Here is a 17,533-nt window from a genome sequence, read left to right on the forward strand (position 1 = left end):
TCTTGACGATGACCTACTCTCACATGGGGAAACCCCACACTACCATCGGCGATGCATCGTTTCACTACTGAGTTCGGGATGGGATCAGGTGGTTCCAATGCTCTATGGTCGTCAAGAAATTCGGTAGCCAGGTCGTTTACCTTGCGGTTCACGCTCCAGCGAATGGGTATGTAATAGAGTCGGTGCTTTGTGAATTGCAAACTTTCGGTTTGTATCGTCTTCACACACCGCAATCTGGCGCTCTTTCGAGTCAGCAAATTGCTTGGGTGTTATATGGTCAAGCCTCACGGGCAATTAGTATTGGTTAGCTCAACGCCTCACAGCGCTTACACACCCAACCTATCAACGTCGTAGTCTTCGACGGCCCTTTAGGGAACTCAAGGTTCCAGTGAGATCTCATCTTGAGGCAAGTTTCCCGCTTAGATGCTTTCAGCGGTTATCTTTCCCGAACATAGCTACCCGGCAATGCCACTGGCGTGACAACCGGAACACCAGAGGTTCGTCCACTCCGGTCCTCTCGTACTAGGAGCAGCCCCTCTCAAATCTCAAACGTCCACGGCAGATAGGGACCGAACTGTCTCACGACGTTCTAAACCCAGCTCGCGTACCACTTTAAATGGCGAACAGCCATACCCTTGGGACCGGCTTCAGCCCCAGGATGTGATGAGCCGACATCGAGGTGCCAAACACCGCCGTCGATATGAACTCTTGGGCGGTATCAGCCTGTTATCCCCGGAGTACCTTTTATCCGTTGAGCGATGGCCCTTCCATACAGAACCACCGGATCACTAAGACCTACTTTCGTACCTGCTCGACGTGTCTGTCTCGCAGTCAAGCGCGCTTTTGCCTTTATACTCTACGACCGATTTCCGACCGGTCTGAGCGCACCTTCGTACTCCTCCGTTACTCTTTAGGAGGAGACCGCCCCAGTCAAACTACCCACCATACACTGTCCTCGATCCGGATAACGGACCTGAGTTAGAACCTCAAAGTTGCCAGGGTGGTATTTCAAGGTTGGCTCCACGCAGACTGGCGTCCACGCTTCAAAGCCTCCCACCTATCCTACACAAGCAAATTCAAAGTCCAGTGCAAAGCTATAGTAAAGGTTCACGGGGTCTTTCCGTCTAGCCGCGGATACACTGCATCTTCACAGCGATTTCAATTTCACTGAGTCTCGGGTGGAGACAGCGCCGCCATCGTTACGCCATTCGTGCAGGTCGGAACTTACCCGACAAGGAATTTCGCTACCTTAGGACCGTTATAGTTACGGCCGCCGTTTACCGGGGCTTCGATCAAGAGCTTCGCGTTAGCTAACCCCATCAATTAACCTTCCGGCACCGGGCAGGCGTCACACCCTATACGTCCACTTTCGTGTTTGCAGAGTGCTGTGTTTTTAATAAACAGTCGCAGCGGCCTGGTATCTTCGACCGGCGTGGGCTTACGCAGTAAATGCTTCACCCTCACCGGCGCACCTTCTCCCGAAGTTACGGTGCCATTTTGCCTAGTTCCTTCACCCGAGTTCTCTCAAGCGCCTTGGTATTCTCTACCCAACCACCTGTGTCGGTTTGGGGTACGGTTCCTGGTTACCTGAAGCTTAGAAGCTTTTCTTGGAAGCATGGCATCAACCACTTCGTGTTCTAAAAGAACACTCGTCATCAGCTCTCGGCCTTAGAATCCCGGATTTACCTAAGATTCCAGCCTACCACCTTAAACTTGGACAACCAACGCCAAGCTGGCCTAGCCTTCTCCGTCCCTCCATCGCAATAACCAGAAGTACAGGAATATTAACCTGTTTTCCATCGACTACGCTTTTCAGCCTCGCCTTAGGGACCGACTAACCCTGCGTCGATTAACGTTGCGCAGGAAACCTTGGTCTTTCGGCGTGGGTGTTTTTCACACCCATTATCGTTACTCATGTCAGCATTCGCACTTCTGATACCTCCAGCAAGCTTCTCAACTCACCTTCACAGGCTTACAGAACGCTCCTCTACCGCATCACCTAAGTGATACCCGTAGCTTCGGTGTATGGTTTGAGCCCCGTTAAATCTTCCGCGCAGGCCGACTCGACTAGTGAGCTATTACGCTTTCTTTAAAGGGTGGCTGCTTCTAAGCCAACCTCCTAGCTGTCTAAGCCTTCCCACATCGTTTCCCACTTAACCATAACTTTGGGACCTTAGCTGACGGTCTGGGTTGTTTCCCTTTTCACGACGGACGTTAGCACCCGCCGTGTGTCTCCCATGCTCGGCACTTGTAGGTATTCGGAGTTTGCATCGGTTTGGTAAGTCGGGATGACCCCCTAGCCGAAACAGTGCTCTACCCCCTACAGTGATACATGAGGCGCTACCTAAATAGCTTTCGAGGAGAACCAGCTATCTCCGAGCTTGATTAGCCTTTCACTCCGATCCACAGGTCATCCGCTAACTTTTCAACGGTAGTCGGTTCGGTCCTCCAGTTAGTGTTACCCAACCTTCAACCTGCCCATGGATAGATCGCCCGGTTTCGGGTCTATTCCCAGCGACTAGACGCCCTATTAAGACTCGCTTTCGCTACGCCTCCCCTATTCGGTTAAGCTCGCCACTGAAAATAAGTCGCTGACCCATTATACAAAAGGTACGCAGTCACCCAACAAAGTGGGCTCCCACTGCTTGTACGCATACGGTTTCAGGATCTATTTCACTCCCCTCTCCGGGGTTCTTTTCGCCTTTCCCTCACGGTACTAGTTCACTATCGGTCAGTCAGTAGTATTTAGCCTTGGAGGATGGTCCCCCCATATTCAGACAAAGTTTCTCGTGCTCCGTCCTACTCGATTTCACTGTAAAGATGTTTTCGCGTACAGGGCTATCACCCACTATGGCCGCACTTTCCAGAGCGTTCCGCTAACATCAATACAGCTTAAGGGCTGGTCCCCGTTCGCTCGCCACTACTAAGGGAATCTCGGTTGATTTCTTTTCCTCAGGGTACTTAGATGTTTCAGTTCCCCTGGTTCGCTTCTTAAGCCTATGTATTCAGCTTAAGATACCTAACTTATGTTAGGTGGGTTCCCCCATTCAGACATCTCCGGATCAAAGTCTGTTTGCCGACTCCCCGAAGCTTTTCGCAGGCTACCACGTCTTTCATCGCCTCTGACTGCCAAGGCATCCACCGTATGCGCTTCTTCACTTGACCATATAACCCCAAGCAATCTGGTTATACTATGAAGACGACATTCGCCGAAAATTCGCAATTTAACTCACAAATTTTACCTTAGCCTGAATAAACACCAGTGAAAGTGCTATCCAGTCTATCTTTCTATCACATACCCAAATTTTTAAAGAACGATCTAATCAAAAGATCAGAAATCAACATTCACCATCGTCTGATGGAATGCTCATTTCTAAGCTTTACGATACAGAAGCAGTAATGGTGGAGCCAAACGGGATCGAACCGTTGACCTCCTGCGTGCAAGGCAGGCGCTCTCCCAGCTGAGCTATGGCCCCATATCTCTACAGGCTATTTCCACACAAAATTGGTGGGTCTGGGCAGATTCGAACTGCCGACCTCACCCTTATCAGGGGTGCGCTCTAACCAACTGAGCTACAGACCCAATTTCGAGCTTGCAACTGTTAGCCTGAGCTATCAGCTTGGAGCTTAAAGCTGCTTCTATCGTCTTCTTCAATGAATCAAGCAATTCGTGTGGGAACTTATGGAGCAGCTGATGTCGTCGATTAAGGAGGTGATCCAGCCGCAGGTTCCCCTACGGCTACCTTGTTACGACTTCACCCCAGTCATGAATCACACCGTGGTAACCGTCCTCCCGAAGGTTAGACTAGCTACTTCTGGTGCAACCCACTCCCATGGTGTGACGGGCGGTGTGTACAAGGCCCGGGAACGTATTCACCGTGACATTCTGATTCACGATTACTAGCGATTCCGACTTCACGCAGTCGAGTTGCAGACTGCGATCCGGACTACGATCGGTTTTATGGGATTAGCTCCACCTCGCGGCTTGGCAACCCTTTGTACCGACCATTGTAGCACGTGTGTAGCCCAGGCCGTAAGGGCCATGATGACTTGACGTCATCCCCACCTTCCTCCGGTTTGTCACCGGCAGTCTCCTTAGAGTGCCCACCATTACGTGCTGGTAACTAAGGACAAGGGTTGCGCTCGTTACGGGACTTAACCCAACATCTCACGACACGAGCTGACGACAGCCATGCAGCACCTGTCTCAATGTTCCCGAAGGCACCAATCCATCTCTGGAAAGTTCATTGGATGTCAAGGCCTGGTAAGGTTCTTCGCGTTGCTTCGAATTAAACCACATGCTCCACCGCTTGTGCGGGCCCCCGTCAATTCATTTGAGTTTTAACCTTGCGGCCGTACTCCCCAGGCGGTCAACTTAATGCGTTAGCTGCGCCACTAAGAGTTCAAGACTCCCAACGGCTAGTTGACATCGTTTACGGCGTGGACTACCAGGGTATCTAATCCTGTTTGCTCCCCACGCTTTCGCACCTCAGTGTCAGTATCAGTCCAGGTGGTCGCCTTCGCCACTGGTGTTCCTTCCTATATCTACGCATTTCACCGCTACACAGGAAATTCCACCACCCTCTACCATACTCTAGCTTGCCAGTTTTGGATGCAGTTCCCAGGTTGAGCCCGGGGATTTCACATCCAACTTAACAAACCACCTACGCGCGCTTTACGCCCAGTAATTCCGATTAACGCTTGCACCCTCTGTATTACCGCGGCTGCTGGCACAGAGTTAGCCGGTGCTTATTCTGTCGGTAACGTCAAAACACTAACGTATTAGGTTAATGCCCTTCCTCCCAACTTAAAGTGCTTTACAATCCGAAGACCTTCTTCACACACGCGGCATGGCTGGATCAGGCTTTCGCCCATTGTCCAATATTCCCCACTGCTGCCTCCCGTAGGAGTCTGGACCGTGTCTCAGTTCCAGTGTGACTGATCATCCTCTCAGACCAGTTACGGATCGTAGCCTTGGTGAGCCATTACCTCACCAACTAGCTAATCCGACCTAGGCTCATCTGATAGCGCAAGGCCCGAAGGTCCCCTGCTTTCTCCCGTAGGACGTATGCGGTATTAGCGTCCGTTTCCGAACGTTATCCCCCACTACCAGGCAGATTCCTAGGTATTACTCACCCGTCCGCCGCTCTCAAGAGGTGCAAGCACCTCTCTACCGCTCGACTTGCATGTGTTAGGCCTGCCGCCAGCGTTCAATCTGAGCCATGATCAAACTCTTCAGTTCAAACATCTTTGGGTTTTGAGAAAACCCTAAACTTGGCTCAGCAATCGTTGGTTACATCTTTGATTTCTCGCGGAGTAACTTGTGATGCTGATAATCTTTTTGACTATCAGTCTGACTCCACAAGCACCCACACGAATTGCTTGATTCAGTTATTAAAGAGCGGTTGGTTAAGCTTTCGCTCAACCGAGGCGCGCATTCTACAGCAGCCTCTATTGCTGTCAAGCGGTTATTTTAAGAAGTTTTCAAAGTTTCCTCTGTAACTTCAACCACTTGCGCTATCGATTGCTCGTTAGCGGGAGGCGAATTCTACAGCGTTACACGCTGCTGTCAACACCTCATTTCCTGCTTCGATAACTTGAAGCTGACACCGTCGAAAACCAATCCAACTCATTGAAACTCAAGGAGTTTTCCGTTTCGACTGCGCCGGAAGTGGGGCGAATTATAGGCCGTTGGATTTCCAGGTCAAGCACTCATTTAATATTTCTGCCATATCGCCTTAAAAGCCCCCAAAAGCAGAGGCCAGCCTGACGGCTGGCCTCTTTTCTTCTATATAGCAGTGCTGTGATTACAGGCTCGGGAAGGCAAACTGCGAAGCTTCATGGCTTGCGCGCTGCGGCCAGCGCTGGGTAATAGCCTTGCGGCGCGTGTAAAAGCGCACGCCATCCGGCCCATAGGCATGCAGATCACCAAACAACGAGCGCTTCCACCCGCCAAAGCTGTGATAAGCCACAGGAACTGGCAACGGAACGTTAACCCCGACCATCCCCACTTCAATCTCATCGCAGAACAGACGTGCCGCTTCGCCATCACGGGTAAAGATACAAGTACCGTTGCCGTATTCATGATCGTTGATCAACTGCATCGCCGCTTCCAGGCTATTCACCCGGACAATGCACAACACCGGACCAAAGATCTCTTCTTTATAGATGCGCATCTCAGGCGTCACGCGGTCGAACAGGCACCCCCCCAGGAAGAAGCCCTCTTCATGATCCTTGATACTCAGGCCACGACCGTCAACCACCAGCTCGGCACCCGCTGCCACGCCGTCTTCGACATAGCCGCTAACCTTGTCACGCGCCTGTCCGGTAACCAAAGGTCCCATGTCCAGCCCGCAAGTCGTGCCTGCGCCAATTTTCAGTGCCTTGATTTGCGGGACCAGCTTGGCCACCAGTGCATCCGCCACCTGGTCGCCTACGCACACGGCCACCGAAATCGCCATGCAACGCTCGCCGCATGAACCGTAAGCCGCTCCCATCAATGCACTGACTGCGTTATCAAGGTCAGCATCCGGCATCAGAACCGCATGGTTTTTCGCACCACCCAGTGCCTGAACGCGTTTTCCGCGCTTTGTACCTTCGGCGTAGATGTACTCGGCAATAGGTGTGGACCCGACAAAGCTCAGTGCTTTTACTTCCGGCGCTTCGATCAGCGCATCCACTGCAGACTTGTCACCGTGCACCACGTTCATCACGCCTTTGGGCAAACCGGCTTCCTGCAACAGCTGAGCGATCAGCAGGGTCGAGCTCGGATCACGTTCCGATGGTTTAAGAATGAAACAGTTGCCGCAAACAATGGCCAGCGGGTACATCCACAGCGGAACCATTGCCGGGAAGTTGAAAGGCGTAATACCCGCGACCACACCCAATGGCTGAAAGTCGGACCATGCGTCAATGTTCGGGCCTACGTTGCGGCTGTATTCGCCCTTCAGGATTTCAGGAGCGGAGCAAGCGTACTCGACGTTCTCAATCCCGCGCTTCAATTCACCTGCAGCGTCTTCAAGTGTCTTGCCATGCTCTTCACTGATTAACTGCGCAATCCGTGCTTCGTTCTGCTCCAGCAATTGCTTGAAACGGAACATCACCTGGGCACGCTTGGCCGCAGGTGTGTTGCGCCAGGCAGGAAAGGCTGCCTTGGCTGCATCAATAGCTTTTTGAATCGTCTCGCGACTGGCCAACGGAACCTGATGAATCACTTTACCGGTCGAGGGGTTATACACATCAGCGGTACGGACAGAATCGCTCAGCATTTCGCCGTTGATCAAATGTTGAATCGTGCTCATTGGGACTCCAAAAAGTTATGCACAGGCGCGAAACTGTCACGCCTGTCAAAATTCAAAAATGTCTCTTCTATATAGAAGGATCAGTCGATCTGATTAAGTGCTTCGCCGACAGCATCGAACAAACGATCCAGATCTTGCGGCTTACTGTTGAAGGTTGGCCCAAACTGCAGGGTGTCTCCGCCAAAGCGTACGTAGAAGCCAGCCTTCCAGAGTTTCATCGCGGCATCGAACGGACGCACAATTGCATCGCCGTCCCGCGGTGCGATCTGAATCGCGCCGGCCAGCCCATAGTTACGGATATCGATGATGTTTTTCACGCCCTTCAGACCGTGCAGCGCATTCTCAAAATGCGGTGCAACTTCAGCCACGCTCTGAACCAGGTTTTCTTTTTGCAGCAGATCAAGCGCAGCTAGACCTGCGGCACACGCCACCGGATGCGCCGAATAGGTGTAGCCATGCGGAAATTCAACCGCGTACTCAGGCGTCGGCTGATTCATGAACGTCTGATAGATTTCGCTGGTTGCAATGACAGCGCCCATTGGAATGGCACCGTTAGTGACTTGCTTGGCAATACACATCAAGTCAGGTGTCACGCCAAAACTGTCAGCACCAAACATTGCACCTGTACGGCCAAACCCGGTGATCACTTCATCGAACACCAGCAGAATATTGTGCTGGTCACATATTTCGCGCAGTCGTTTCAGATAACCCTGTGGGGGGACCAGTACCCCTGCCGAGCCGGCCATAGGCTCCACAAAAACCGCCGCGATATTCGACGCATCGTGCAGTTCGATCAACTTGAGCAGCTCATCGGCCAAGGCAATTCCGCCCTGCTCCGGCATACCGCGCGAGAACGCGTTGCTCGCCAGCAGCGTATGCGGCAAATGATCCACATCCATCATCGCCTGGCCAAACATCTTACGGTTACCGTTCACACCGCCCAGGCTGGTACCCGCAATGTTCACACCGTGATAACCGCGGGCACGGCCAATCATCTTGGTTTTGCTCGATTGACCTTTCAACCGCCAATAAGCACGCACCATCTTCACTGCGGTGTCAGCACACTCCGAACCCGAGTCAGTAAAGAACACGTGATTGAGATTGCCCGGTGTCAGTGCAGTAATTTTCTCTGCCAACTGGAATGACAGCGGGTGTCCGTATTGGAACGCCGGCGAGTAATCGAGTGTGCCCAACTGCTTGGCCACGGCTTCCTGAATTTCCTTGCGAGTATGCCCTGCACCACAGGTCCAAAGACCTGAGAGCGAGTCGTAAATCTGCCGACCCTTATCGTCTGTCAGATAACTACCCTTGGCACCCACGATAAAACGCGGGTCACGATGGAAGTTACGGTTGGCGGTGTAAGGCATCCAGTGAGCATCCAGTTTGAGCTGGCTGGTCACGGTAACTTCGGCGTTCTCGGGCATGTTCATCAGCAAAACCTCGCAAAGCAGAAAGCGGCACGGGATTGAAAGCGTTCTTGCACCTAAATTGCCACGGCTATAAAGTCGATGAAACACAACTCTTCTAACCTTTAGTTGGGCACCTACTAAACTATGAGCAGCCGTCGTCCCGATGCACTGGCCCAGGTCAGCGACTTTGATATCCGGTTGCTGCGTATTTTTCGCAGCGTGGTGGAGTGCGGCGGTTTTTCTGCGGCAGAGACCGTGCTGGGGATTGGACGCTCGGCAATCAGCCAGCAAATGAGCGATCTTGAACAGCGTTTAGGATTACGCCTGTGTCAACGCGGCAGAGCGGGGTTTTCTCTGACAGAGGAAGGTCGCGAGGTGTATCAATCATCTCTGCAATTACTTGGCGCGCTGGAGAGTTTTCGTACTGAAGTAAACGGTCTGCACCAACATTTGCGTGGCGAGCTGACCATCGGCCTGACCGATAACCTCGTCACCCTGCCCCACATGCGAATCACCCATGCACTGGCACAACTCAAAGAGCGCGGGCCAGACGTACGCATCCACATTCGAATGATCCCGCCCAGCGAAGTCGAGCAAGGCGTGCTCGATGGGCGCCTGCATGTCGGTGTCGTACCGCAAGCCACTGCACTGTCAGGGCTGGAGTATCAACCGCTGTACAGCGAGCGTTCGCAGCTTTATTGCGCCGTGGGTCATCCGTTGTTTTATGTCGATGACCGGCAACTCGAAGATCAGCGCCTCAATGAACAGGATGCCATTGCACCGACCTTTCGCCTGCCCGCCGAGATTCAAGCGCATTATCAGGCACTCAACTGCACCGCCAGCGCCTCGGACCGCGAAGGTATGGCGTTTCTGATTCTGACCGGACGCTATATCGGCTATCTTCCCGATCACTACGCAAGCTTTTGGGTGCAACAAGGCCGCCTTCGGGCTCTCAAAGCCACCACACGTTTCTATGATTTGAGCCTGGCTTCAGTCACGCGAAAGGGCCGCCGCCCACATCTGGTGCTGGAAAGTTTCCTTGAGAGCCTGGAAGCGACACGTTAACGTGAAAAATCGTGTCGTCGCACTGATTACTCCCACACAGTATGCTCTGGAAGACCTATGACCTTTGAAGTCCCCGCCCACGACGGCAAACCTGCCGGACGTATTCGTCAAAAAAACGAAGAGGCCATTCTCAAGGCCGCCGAGGATGAGTTTGCCCGTCATGGTTTCAAAGGCACCAGCATGAACGCCATCGCCCTCAAGGCCGGTCTGCCCAAAGCCAACCTGCATTACTACTTCTCCAACAAGTTGGGGCTCTATATTGCGGTATTGAGCAACATTCTCGAGTTGTGGGACAGCACTTTCAATACACTGCGCGCCGAAGACGATCCGGCCCGGGCCTTGAGCAGCTACATCCGGGCCAAGATGGAGTTCTCACGCCAGCACCCCCAGGCATCGCGTGTATTTGCGATGGAAATCATCAGTGGCGGTGTATGTCTGACCGAGTACTTCACTCAAGACTACCGCGCCTGGTTCCAAAGTCGCGCAGCAGTGTTTCAGGCCTGGATTGATGCCGGCAAGATGGACCCGGTCGATCCGGTGCATCTGATCTTCCTCTTGTGGGGCAGTACCCAGCATTACGCCGACTTTGCGACACAGATCTGCCGCGTAACGGGACGCTCACGCTTGACCAAGCAAGACATGCACGTTGCCAGCGACAACCTGATTCGCATCATCCTCAAAGGCTGCGGCCTGACGCCTACTGTCTAAGCGGAACTGATATGCCTTCAACCCTCACGGGCCTTTGCGAATACCGCGAAGAAATCCGCAAAAGCCGATTTATCACCCTCGCGGCGCCGATCAACAACGCCCGGCAAGCCCAAGAGTTCATTGAACAACACAGCGACCATAACGCCTCGCACAACTGCTGGGCCTGGAAGCTCGGGGATCAATATCGCAGCAGTGATGACGGAGAACCGGGGGGCACCGCCGGGCGCCCGATACTCTCAGCCATTGAAGCGCAAGACTGTGATCAAGTGGTCGTGCTGGTCATCCGCTGGTATGGCGGTATTCAACTGGGGACTGGCGGACTGGCACGCGCTTATGGCGGCGGAGCCAACAAGTGCCTGCAAAACGCCGAGAAGCTGCCTCTGTTCAGACGCGTGGAACTGAAATGCGCCTGCGACTTCAACGAGCTAGCCCTGGTAAAACTGCGGTTGGCCGAACTGAACGGAATACTGATCGACGAGACGTTCACGGCCAACGGGGTTGAACTGCGTCTGGCTCTGGCCGAAGAGCACATAGCGCCTCTGCAACAGCACCTGTCAGGACTCAGTCGCGGCAGAATTTTGCTGCACAGATCTGCCGTGGATCCCGCTGAATAAAACGGCTATATCGCTGCATAACAATTGCCCACAGTCGCTGTGCACCCGGCTGTGGATAACCTGAGTACACACGGCTGCAGCCCTTGTTTCACGGGCACTCCGGCGTTTTGTACGTTTTTCAACCAACTTCCGGCATGCTGAGTATTTTTATAATAAAAACAGACAGTTAGAGCCTGTTATCGCGGTTAGAACAAAGCAGCCAGGTACTTATAGCCATGCTTTCAAGTTGCACACAGTTACTGTGGAACAACCTGTGGATAACCCGTGCAAACTCCCCTCGGATCCAACCCCCATAACGCCTGCTTATTTTTGTACGTTTTTTAACCACTTTCTCTATACGCCATTTCTTTTCTGACTGCGTTAAAAATCAAGTCCTACTCGCATAGCATCATATGCCTACATCTTCAGACGCTGGGTCGGCGGGATGGTCGAGGGGACTACAAAGTCTGGGCCATCCCCGGTCATGCGCGATGCAGGCGGCCCACGGGTTACAGCCCCAGAAACGACAACATGATGAACGTCGCAAACAATACAAAATGGGTCATACCTTCAATCGCATTGGTTTGACCATCGTTCAGGTTGATTGCGCTCACCACCAGAGTGATCAGGACCATCACCGTTTGTACCGGTGTCATGGCCATCTGGAACGGTTGCCCGGTATACAGGGCCATCGCCTCCATGGCCGGCACGGTCAGAATCACCGTCGACAATGAGGCGCCCAAGGCGACGTTAACCACCGATTGCATACGATTGGCCAGCGCCGCGCGCAAGGCCGTCAGGATTTCCGGCGCCGCCGAAATGGTCGCCACCACGATGGCGGTGATGACCGGGGGTGCCCCCGTGCCTTCCAGGCCAAGATCCAGAGTCTTGGACATCACCTCCGCCAGCGCACCGATCACAATGACCCCTAGCACCAACATACCGATTGAAAACTGCAGATTGCCCTGTGGCTCTTCTGCCGTGCGCTTGTGGGCTTTTTTCTCAGGGTAGCTGTAACTGAAGAAGTAGCTGTGCGGCCCCACCTGCATGCGCAAGAACAAGGTATAGAGCACCACCATTGCGCCAATGGTGAAGGCTGAATAGATTTTCCAGTCAGCCTTGGGGATAAATTCAGGCACCACCATCGAGACAGCCATCGCGGTCAGAATCATCACGCTGTAGGTACGGGCCGAATCGTCGTTGTAAGACTGCTCGCCGTGCTTGATGCCTCCCATCAGGGCCGCCAAGCCCAGGATGCCGTTGATGTCGAGCATCACCGCCGAATAGATGGTGTCACGCACCAGCGTGGGAGAGGCTTCGTTACTCATCATGATCGCCAGGATCACGACTTCAACCAATACCGCTGAAAGCGTAAGGATCATCGTCCCGTATGGATCACCGAATCTTTCTGCCAGCAGCTCCGCATGATGCGCCACGCGCATCGAGGCACAAACAATCGCGGCAATCAGCACAAAGCCTGCCACCAACGCCGTGACCTGGCCGCTATGCAGCAACCAGTGCTCAAACGGGAATGTCAGACAGGCCATGACAATCGCCAGCAGCAGGAGTTTTTCGTCTTTGATTAAAGTCAGCATTGAGAGCCTTTTGTCGGAGTAGCCATTAACGTCGCCGGCTACAGACACCTGCAACTCGCTAACGTTTCGTTACACCTTAGTTCAGCTATCAGCGTCTTGATCATCACTTGACTGGCAAGTACAGCCTGGGCTGCGACAAATGGCAGGGGCATTTTTACAAGCTGTAGCGCTTCGCGCCTGTAGAATGTCGTCATCTGTACCTGCTTTGATGAGAAAAAACGTTATGTATGACTGGCTGAACGCCCTGCCAAAAGCTGAACTGCACATGCACCTTGAAGGTTCTCTGGAACCCGAGCTGCTGTTCGCGCTGGCTGAGCGCAACAAAATCGCATTGCCCTGGAACGACGTTGAAGCCTTGCGCAAGGCGTATGCCTTCAACAACCTGCAAGAGTTCCTCGACCTCTACTACAAGGGCGCAGACGTACTGCGCACCTCTCAGGATTTCTACGACCTGACGTGGGCGTATCTGCTGCGCTGCAAAGAACAGAACGTTATTCACACCGAACCCTTCTTCGACCCGCAAACCCACACTGACCGTGGAATTCCGTTTGAAGTCGTGCTCAATGGCATCGCCAGCGCACTCAAGGACGGTGAACAGCAACTGGGTATCACCAGCGGTCTGATCCTCAGCTTCCTGCGCCATTTGAGCGAAGAAGAAGCCGAAAAAACCCTCGATCAGGCACTGCCGTTTCGCGAAGCGTTTGTCGCCGTCGGGCTGGACAGTTCAGAAATGGGCCACCCGCCGAGCAAGTTCCAGCGGGTGTTCGACCGTGCGCGCCATGAAGGCTTTCTGACCGTCGCCCATGCCGGCGAAGAAGGTCCACCGGAATACATCTGGGAAGCGATCGACTTGTTGAAAATCCAGCGCATCGACCATGGTGTGCGGGCGATTGAAGACGAGCGCTTGATGCAACGCATCATCGACGAGCAAATCCCGTTGACCGTATGCCCGCTCTCCAACACCAAGCTGTGTGTGTTTGATCACATGTCACAACACAATATTCTCGACATGCTGGAACGCGGCGTAAAAGTCACCGTGAACTCGGATGACCCGGCCTACTTTGGTGGCTACATGACCGAGAACTTCCACGCGCTGTACACCGATCTGGGTATGACCCAGGACCAGGCCAAACGCCTGGCGCAAAACAGCCTGGACGCACGCCTGGTCAAGCCGTAACACGTCCGCCGGCAGGGACGGGCCTGTCTCGCGAAAGCCCCCACGCGGTTGGCATCCCGCACCGCGTTGCCTGAATCACGAGGCAAGCCCTGCTCCTGCCGCGGGTTTTACGGCGTTCCTGCGGCTACGGATTGCGGGAGCGGCTTAAAATCCCGCACTGCTCACTGAGCATGTCCCGCAATAACCTCACCGGTTTACTCAATTGTGCTCGATGGCCACAGAGCATGTTCAACGGCGCCCGTTCACACGTCAGCTCGGGCAGCAAGACCTTGAGCCTTCCGGCCTGTACATCCCCCGCAACATCCAGCCAGGATTTGTAAGCGATCCCCGCGCCAGCCACTGCCCACAAACGCACCACATCGGCATCATCACTGAAGCGATCGCCGCTCACTGTCAGCCCGAGCTCACGCTTGCCGTCATGGAACTGCCAATAGTCGTGTACCCGCGTACCCAACATGTACAGCAAGCAATTATGTTGCAGCAGTTGTTCAAGCTGCTGCGGCTCACCCTTGTGCGCCAGATACGCAGGTGACGCACAGAGCACCCGACGGTTGTCAGGGGCTACTGGCAGTGCCACCAGACTGGAGTCTTCCGGCTCGCCATAGCGCAAGGCGATATCTACTGGCTGACGAAAGAGATCGGCTATGCGGTCGCCCAACAACAACCGTACGGTGAGTTGCGGATGCTCACGCTGAAACTGATCCAGCCACGGCAACAGCAAATTGCGGCCGAAGTCCGAGGGCGCCGAAAGCTGTAACACACCACTGACCTGATCTTGCCCACGGGCCAGCAAGCGCCGCCCTTCATCAAGGCTGCTCAATGCCGTACGCGCGTACTCAAGAAATCCTTCGCCTTCAGCTGTAAGGCGCAAGCTGCGAGTTGAGCGCGCCAGCAACCGTGCGCCCAGTTGCGCTTCAATTCGCTTGAGGGCCGCGCTTGCCACGGCCGGGGACATGTCCATCACCCGTGCCGCAGCCGACAGGCTGCCCAAGTCAGCGGCGCGAACAAACAATTGCAGATCATCAAAGCGCAACATGGGGAATTTACCCGAGCATTATCAAAATAATATTGAAAGAGACTGCAGTATTAGCGGGTTTTTTCATTCTGTGAAATAGCGAATCATCGTCCAACTGTCTCCCCCTTCGCAGGACGTCCTTCCCATGAAAGCTGTCGCATACTTCCATTCTTTGCCGATTCAAGATCCGCAGGCGCTGCAAGACATCGAACTGCCCGAGCCAGTTGCCGGACCACGGGACTTGCTGGTGGACGTCAAGGCCATTTCCGTCAACCCTGTGGACACCAAAGTCCGACAGAACGTACAGCCGGATGCTGGCACAGCCAAAGTACTGGGCTGGGATGTCGCCGGTGTGGTCAAGGCCGTAGGCAGTGAGGTCAGCCTGTTCAAGGTTGGCGACAAGGTGTTTTACGCCGGCTCAATCGCCCGCGCCGGGGCCAACAGTGAACGCCACGTGGTTGATGAACGCATCGTCGGGCACATGCCAAAAAGCCTCGATTTCGCACACGCCGCGGCATTGCCACTCACGGCAATCACCGCCTGGGAACTGTTGTTCGAGCGTCTCGGGATCAAGCAGGGTGATGCCGACGAGCAACAGAGCCTGTTGATCGTCGGCGCGGCAGGCGGCGTCGGTTCGATCCTGACCCAACTGGCCAGCCAACTGACGGCACTCAAGGTGATTGGCAGCGCATCCCGCCCTGAAACCCAGGCCTGGGTGCGCGAGCTGGGCGCCGACGTGGTTGTCGATCACAGCCAACCCTTGAGTGAAGCCCTCAAGGGCCTGGGCATCGACGCTGTGACTCATGTCGCCAGCCTGACCCAAACCGACCAGCATCTGGATCAGCTGGTTGACGCCCTCGCCCCGCAAGGCAAGCTCGCGCTGATCGACGACCCGAAGGCGCTCGACATTACCAAGCTCAAGCGCAAGAGCCTGTCGCTGCATTGGGAGTTCATGTACACCCGCTCATTGTTCGAAACTGCGGACATGATCGAGCAACATCATCTACTCAATCGTGTTGCGGAGCTGGTTGACGCCGGGACTTTGCGCACCACGCTGGGCGAACACTTCGGCACCATCAACGCAAGCAACCTGCGCCGCGCCCATGCGCTGCTGGAAAGCGGCAAATCCAAGGGCAAAATAGTGCTGGAAGGCTTCTGATCGACCCCGAACAGGATCTGTAAAAGCCTCGGGATACCGTCAGTCAGAGACTTGCTGTCCGTCATCCGCCAGTGCGGGCGACGGCAACGTGTCAGGCATACACTGGCCTCCTTCGCCAACCTGAGGAGGCCCGTTATGAAAATCCTGATTAAAGCGTTAGCAAGATCCCGTGATTGCCAATGGCAGGTTCAAATCGACCGGCAAGCGGTCAACTTTCGCAACGAGTCCGAAGCCCGTGCCTTTGTGGACAAATTGCAAGCGCGAATACAAGCCCCGCACCGCCTTCCCGAGCAGCAGGCAGTCTGATCAGAACGATGTTTGAGTGGCGATCCGTGCAGCATAGAGCCGACGGGTCGCCATCGCTGCACCCACTGCAAGTATCCCGCACAAGGTGATGACCATCCCTACCGGCATCGCACTGCCGTCATGCAAGACCCCCACCATCCACGCGGCTGTCGCCGCCGCGCTGAACTGCAAACAGCCAAGCATCGCCGATGCACTGCCCGCACGTGCGCCCTGGCCGCTCATGGCACAGGCCGATGCGTTGGGAATGATGCAACCCAGGCTGGCAATACAGATAAACAGCGGAATCAGCAACGGCCATAACTGCTCGGTGTGCAACGAGCTCACCCCCAGCAACGTCAGCCCCGCCGCCAGATAGACCCAGATCATGCGCGACAGTAAAAAGGCCGGCCCGCGCTTGGCCAGCAATCGGGCGTTGACCTGGGCCACCAGGATAAACCCGGCGGCGTTAGTACCGAACAGCCAGCCGTAGTGCTCGGCCGGGACACCATAGAGTTTGATAAAGACGAAAGGCGAACCGGCAATGTAGGCAAACATACCGGCCATAGCGATTCCGCCGGTCATGGCATGTCCCAGGAACTCACCGTCTTTAAGCAGTCGACCGTACTGACGCAAGGCACCCGACAGCGGCTGGCGCGGTACATTGGCCGGCAGACTTTCGGGCAACCCAAGCGCCACAGCCAATGCTGCCATTGCACTAAACGCCGTCAACACGATGAAAATCGCCTGCCAGCCATACAGGTTGACCAACAAGCCGCCGAGCATCGGCGCCAAAATCGGGGCCAGCCCCATCACCAGCATCAACTGCGAAAAGACTTTGGCCGAGCCAACGGCATCGCACTTGTCGCTGACAATCGCCCGTGAAATTACCATTCCTGCGCAACCGCCCAACGCTTGCACAAAGCGTGCACCGATCAGCCACTCCAGGCTCGGGGCAAAAGCACACGCCAAAGACGCCACGGTGAACAGGCTGACACCCACCAGCAGTGGCACGCGTCGACCAAACCTGTCGGCAATCGGGCCGTAGATCAGTTGACCAATGGACAGCCCCAGGAAATACACGGCCAGGGTCAGCTGGATATGGGTTTCGTCAGTCGCAAAGGCCGTCGCCATTGCCGGAAAGCCCGGCAAATAGAAATCGATGGCCAAGGGGCCGAAAGCACTCAAGGCGCCAAGAATCAGAATTGCTCTAAAGTTCATCAGTTATC

At 54.6% G+C, this 17,533-nt stretch carries 11 protein-coding genes, 2 tRNA genes and 3 rRNA genes; 6 read left to right on the forward strand and 10 right to left on the reverse strand.

What is annotated here, in order from left to right; translation table 11 throughout:
- The 7 genes from rrf to DQN55_RS19435 form a co-directional block, all read right to left on the reverse strand.
- Positions 1 to 116: ribosomal RNA gene (rrf, locus tag DQN55_RS19400) — 5S ribosomal RNA — on the reverse strand.
- A gap of 157 nt (positions 117 to 273) precedes the next feature.
- Positions 274 to 3,165 (reverse strand): 23S ribosomal RNA (locus DQN55_RS19405).
- A 235-nt stretch (positions 3,166 to 3,400) separates the two neighbouring features.
- Positions 3,401 to 3,476 (reverse strand) — tRNA-Ala (locus DQN55_RS19410).
- A 30-nt stretch (positions 3,477 to 3,506) separates the two neighbouring features.
- Positions 3,507 to 3,583 (reverse strand) — tRNA-Ile (locus DQN55_RS19415).
- A gap of 122 nt (positions 3,584 to 3,705) precedes the next feature.
- Positions 3,706 to 5,242, reverse strand: a 16S ribosomal RNA gene (locus tag DQN55_RS19420).
- The 16S, 23S and 5S rRNA genes sit together here with 2 tRNA genes alongside, the layout of an rRNA operon.
- A gap of 565 nt (positions 5,243 to 5,807) precedes the next feature.
- Complete coding sequence (locus DQN55_RS19430; protein WP_048382622.1) at positions 5,808 to 7,301, reverse strand: CoA-acylating methylmalonate-semialdehyde dehydrogenase; 1,494 nt, start codon at positions 7,299 to 7,301, stop codon at positions 5,808 to 5,810.
- Positions 7,302 to 7,381: 80 nt separating this feature from the next.
- Positions 7,382 to 8,731: an omega-aminotransferase AptA gene (locus DQN55_RS19435; protein ID WP_048382623.1), complete on the reverse strand. Its 1,350-nt coding sequence runs from the start codon at positions 8,729 to 8,731 to the stop codon at positions 7,382 to 7,384.
- A gap of 123 nt (positions 8,732 to 8,854) precedes the next feature.
- Between DQN55_RS19435 and DQN55_RS19440 the strand changes: the two genes are divergently transcribed.
- The 3 genes from DQN55_RS19440 to DQN55_RS19450 are packed head-to-tail and all read left to right on the forward strand — an operon-like array spanning position 8,855 to position 11,097.
- The gene (locus DQN55_RS19440; RefSeq protein WP_048382624.1) at positions 8,855 to 9,775 is read left to right on the forward strand and encodes a LysR family transcriptional regulator; all 921 of its coding nucleotides are present in this window, start codon (positions 8,855 to 8,857) and stop codon (positions 9,773 to 9,775) included.
- Between the two features lie 57 nt (positions 9,776 to 9,832).
- A complete protein-coding gene (locus tag DQN55_RS19445; protein WP_048382625.1) occupies positions 9,833 to 10,483 on the forward strand; it encodes a TetR/AcrR family transcriptional regulator in 651 nt (216 codons plus the stop codon).
- A gap of 11 nt (positions 10,484 to 10,494) precedes the next feature.
- On the forward strand, positions 10,495 to 11,097 hold the full coding sequence (locus DQN55_RS19450) for an IMPACT family protein (RefSeq protein ID WP_048382626.1): 603 nt from the start codon (positions 10,495 to 10,497) through the stop codon (positions 11,095 to 11,097).
- A 488-nt stretch (positions 11,098 to 11,585) separates the two neighbouring features.
- Here DQN55_RS19450 and DQN55_RS19455 read toward each other — a convergent pair whose 3' ends face one another.
- Positions 11,586 to 12,671 carry a calcium:cation antiporter gene (locus DQN55_RS19455; RefSeq protein ID WP_048382627.1) on the reverse strand — a complete coding sequence of 362 codons (1,086 nt, stop codon included), beginning with the start codon at positions 12,669 to 12,671 and terminating at the stop codon, positions 11,586 to 11,588.
- 223 nt (positions 12,672 to 12,894) lie between these two features.
- Here DQN55_RS19455 and DQN55_RS19460 point away from each other — a divergent pair, with 223 nt between their 5' ends.
- Positions 12,895 to 13,848 carry an adenosine deaminase gene (locus DQN55_RS19460; protein WP_048382628.1) on the forward strand — a complete coding sequence of 318 codons (954 nt, stop codon included), beginning with the start codon at positions 12,895 to 12,897 and terminating at the stop codon, positions 13,846 to 13,848.
- A gap of 124 nt (positions 13,849 to 13,972) precedes the next feature.
- Here DQN55_RS19460 and DQN55_RS19465 read toward each other — a convergent pair whose 3' ends face one another.
- Positions 13,973 to 14,884, reverse strand: a complete 912-nt coding sequence (locus DQN55_RS19465) for a LysR family transcriptional regulator (protein WP_048382630.1) — start codon at positions 14,882 to 14,884, stop codon at positions 13,973 to 13,975.
- Between the two features lie 124 nt (positions 14,885 to 15,008).
- Between DQN55_RS19465 and DQN55_RS19470 the strand changes: the two genes are divergently transcribed.
- Both DQN55_RS19470 and DQN55_RS22315 read left to right on the forward strand, forming a co-directional pair.
- Positions 15,009 to 16,022, forward strand: a complete 1,014-nt coding sequence (locus tag DQN55_RS19470; protein WP_048382631.1) for a zinc-binding alcohol dehydrogenase family protein — start codon at positions 15,009 to 15,011, stop codon at positions 16,020 to 16,022.
- A 135-nt stretch (positions 16,023 to 16,157) separates the two neighbouring features.
- Positions 16,158 to 16,328, forward strand: coding sequence for a hypothetical protein (locus DQN55_RS22315; RefSeq protein ID WP_162837540.1), 171 nt, complete (start codon positions 16,158 to 16,160; stop codon positions 16,326 to 16,328).
- On the opposite strand, the gene DQN55_RS19475 is transcribed toward DQN55_RS22315, so the two are convergent.
- The gene (locus DQN55_RS19475; RefSeq protein ID WP_048382632.1) at positions 16,329 to 17,525 is read right to left on the reverse strand and encodes a multidrug effflux MFS transporter; all 1,197 of its coding nucleotides are present in this window, start codon (positions 17,523 to 17,525) and stop codon (positions 16,329 to 16,331) included.
- Between the last annotated feature and the right edge of the window lie 8 nt (positions 17,526 to 17,533).

The sequence above is a fragment of the Pseudomonas taetrolens genome (genome assembly GCF_900475285.1).
Classification (GTDB): domain Bacteria; phylum Pseudomonadota; class Gammaproteobacteria; order Pseudomonadales; family Pseudomonadaceae; genus Aquipseudomonas; species Aquipseudomonas taetrolens.

Bases quoted from the DNA above. Each gene is read 5' to 3' on its own strand.
- DQN55_RS19430 (WP_048382622.1), bottom strand. From the start codon at position 7,301: ATGAGCACGATTCAACATTTGATCAACGGCGAAATGCTGAGCGATTCT.
- DQN55_RS19435 (WP_048382623.1), bottom strand. From the start codon at position 8,731: ATGAACATGCCCGAGAACGCCGAAGTTACCGTGACCAGCCAGCTCAAA.
- DQN55_RS19440 (WP_048382624.1), top strand. From the start codon at position 8,855: ATGAGCAGCCGTCGTCCCGATGCACTGGCCCAGGTCAGCGACTTTGAT.
- DQN55_RS19445 (WP_048382625.1), top strand. From the start codon at position 9,833: ATGACCTTTGAAGTCCCCGCCCACGACGGCAAACCTGCCGGACGTATT.
- DQN55_RS19450 (WP_048382626.1), top strand. From the start codon at position 10,495: ATGCCTTCAACCCTCACGGGCCTTTGCGAATACCGCGAAGAAATCCGC.
- DQN55_RS19455 (WP_048382627.1), bottom strand. From the start codon at position 12,671: ATGCTGACTTTAATCAAAGACGAAAAACTCCTGCTGCTGGCGATTGTC.
- DQN55_RS19460 (WP_048382628.1), top strand. From the start codon at position 12,895: ATGTATGACTGGCTGAACGCCCTGCCAAAAGCTGAACTGCACATGCAC.
- DQN55_RS19465 (WP_048382630.1), bottom strand. From the start codon at position 14,884: ATGTTGCGCTTTGATGATCTGCAATTGTTTGTTCGCGCCGCTGACTTG.
- DQN55_RS19470 (WP_048382631.1), top strand. From the start codon at position 15,009: ATGAAAGCTGTCGCATACTTCCATTCTTTGCCGATTCAAGATCCGCAG.
- DQN55_RS22315 (WP_162837540.1), top strand. From the start codon at position 16,158: ATGAAAATCCTGATTAAAGCGTTAGCAAGATCCCGTGATTGCCAATGG.
- DQN55_RS19475 (WP_048382632.1), bottom strand. From the start codon at position 17,525: ATGAACTTTAGAGCAATTCTGATTCTTGGCGCCTTGAGTGCTTTCGGC.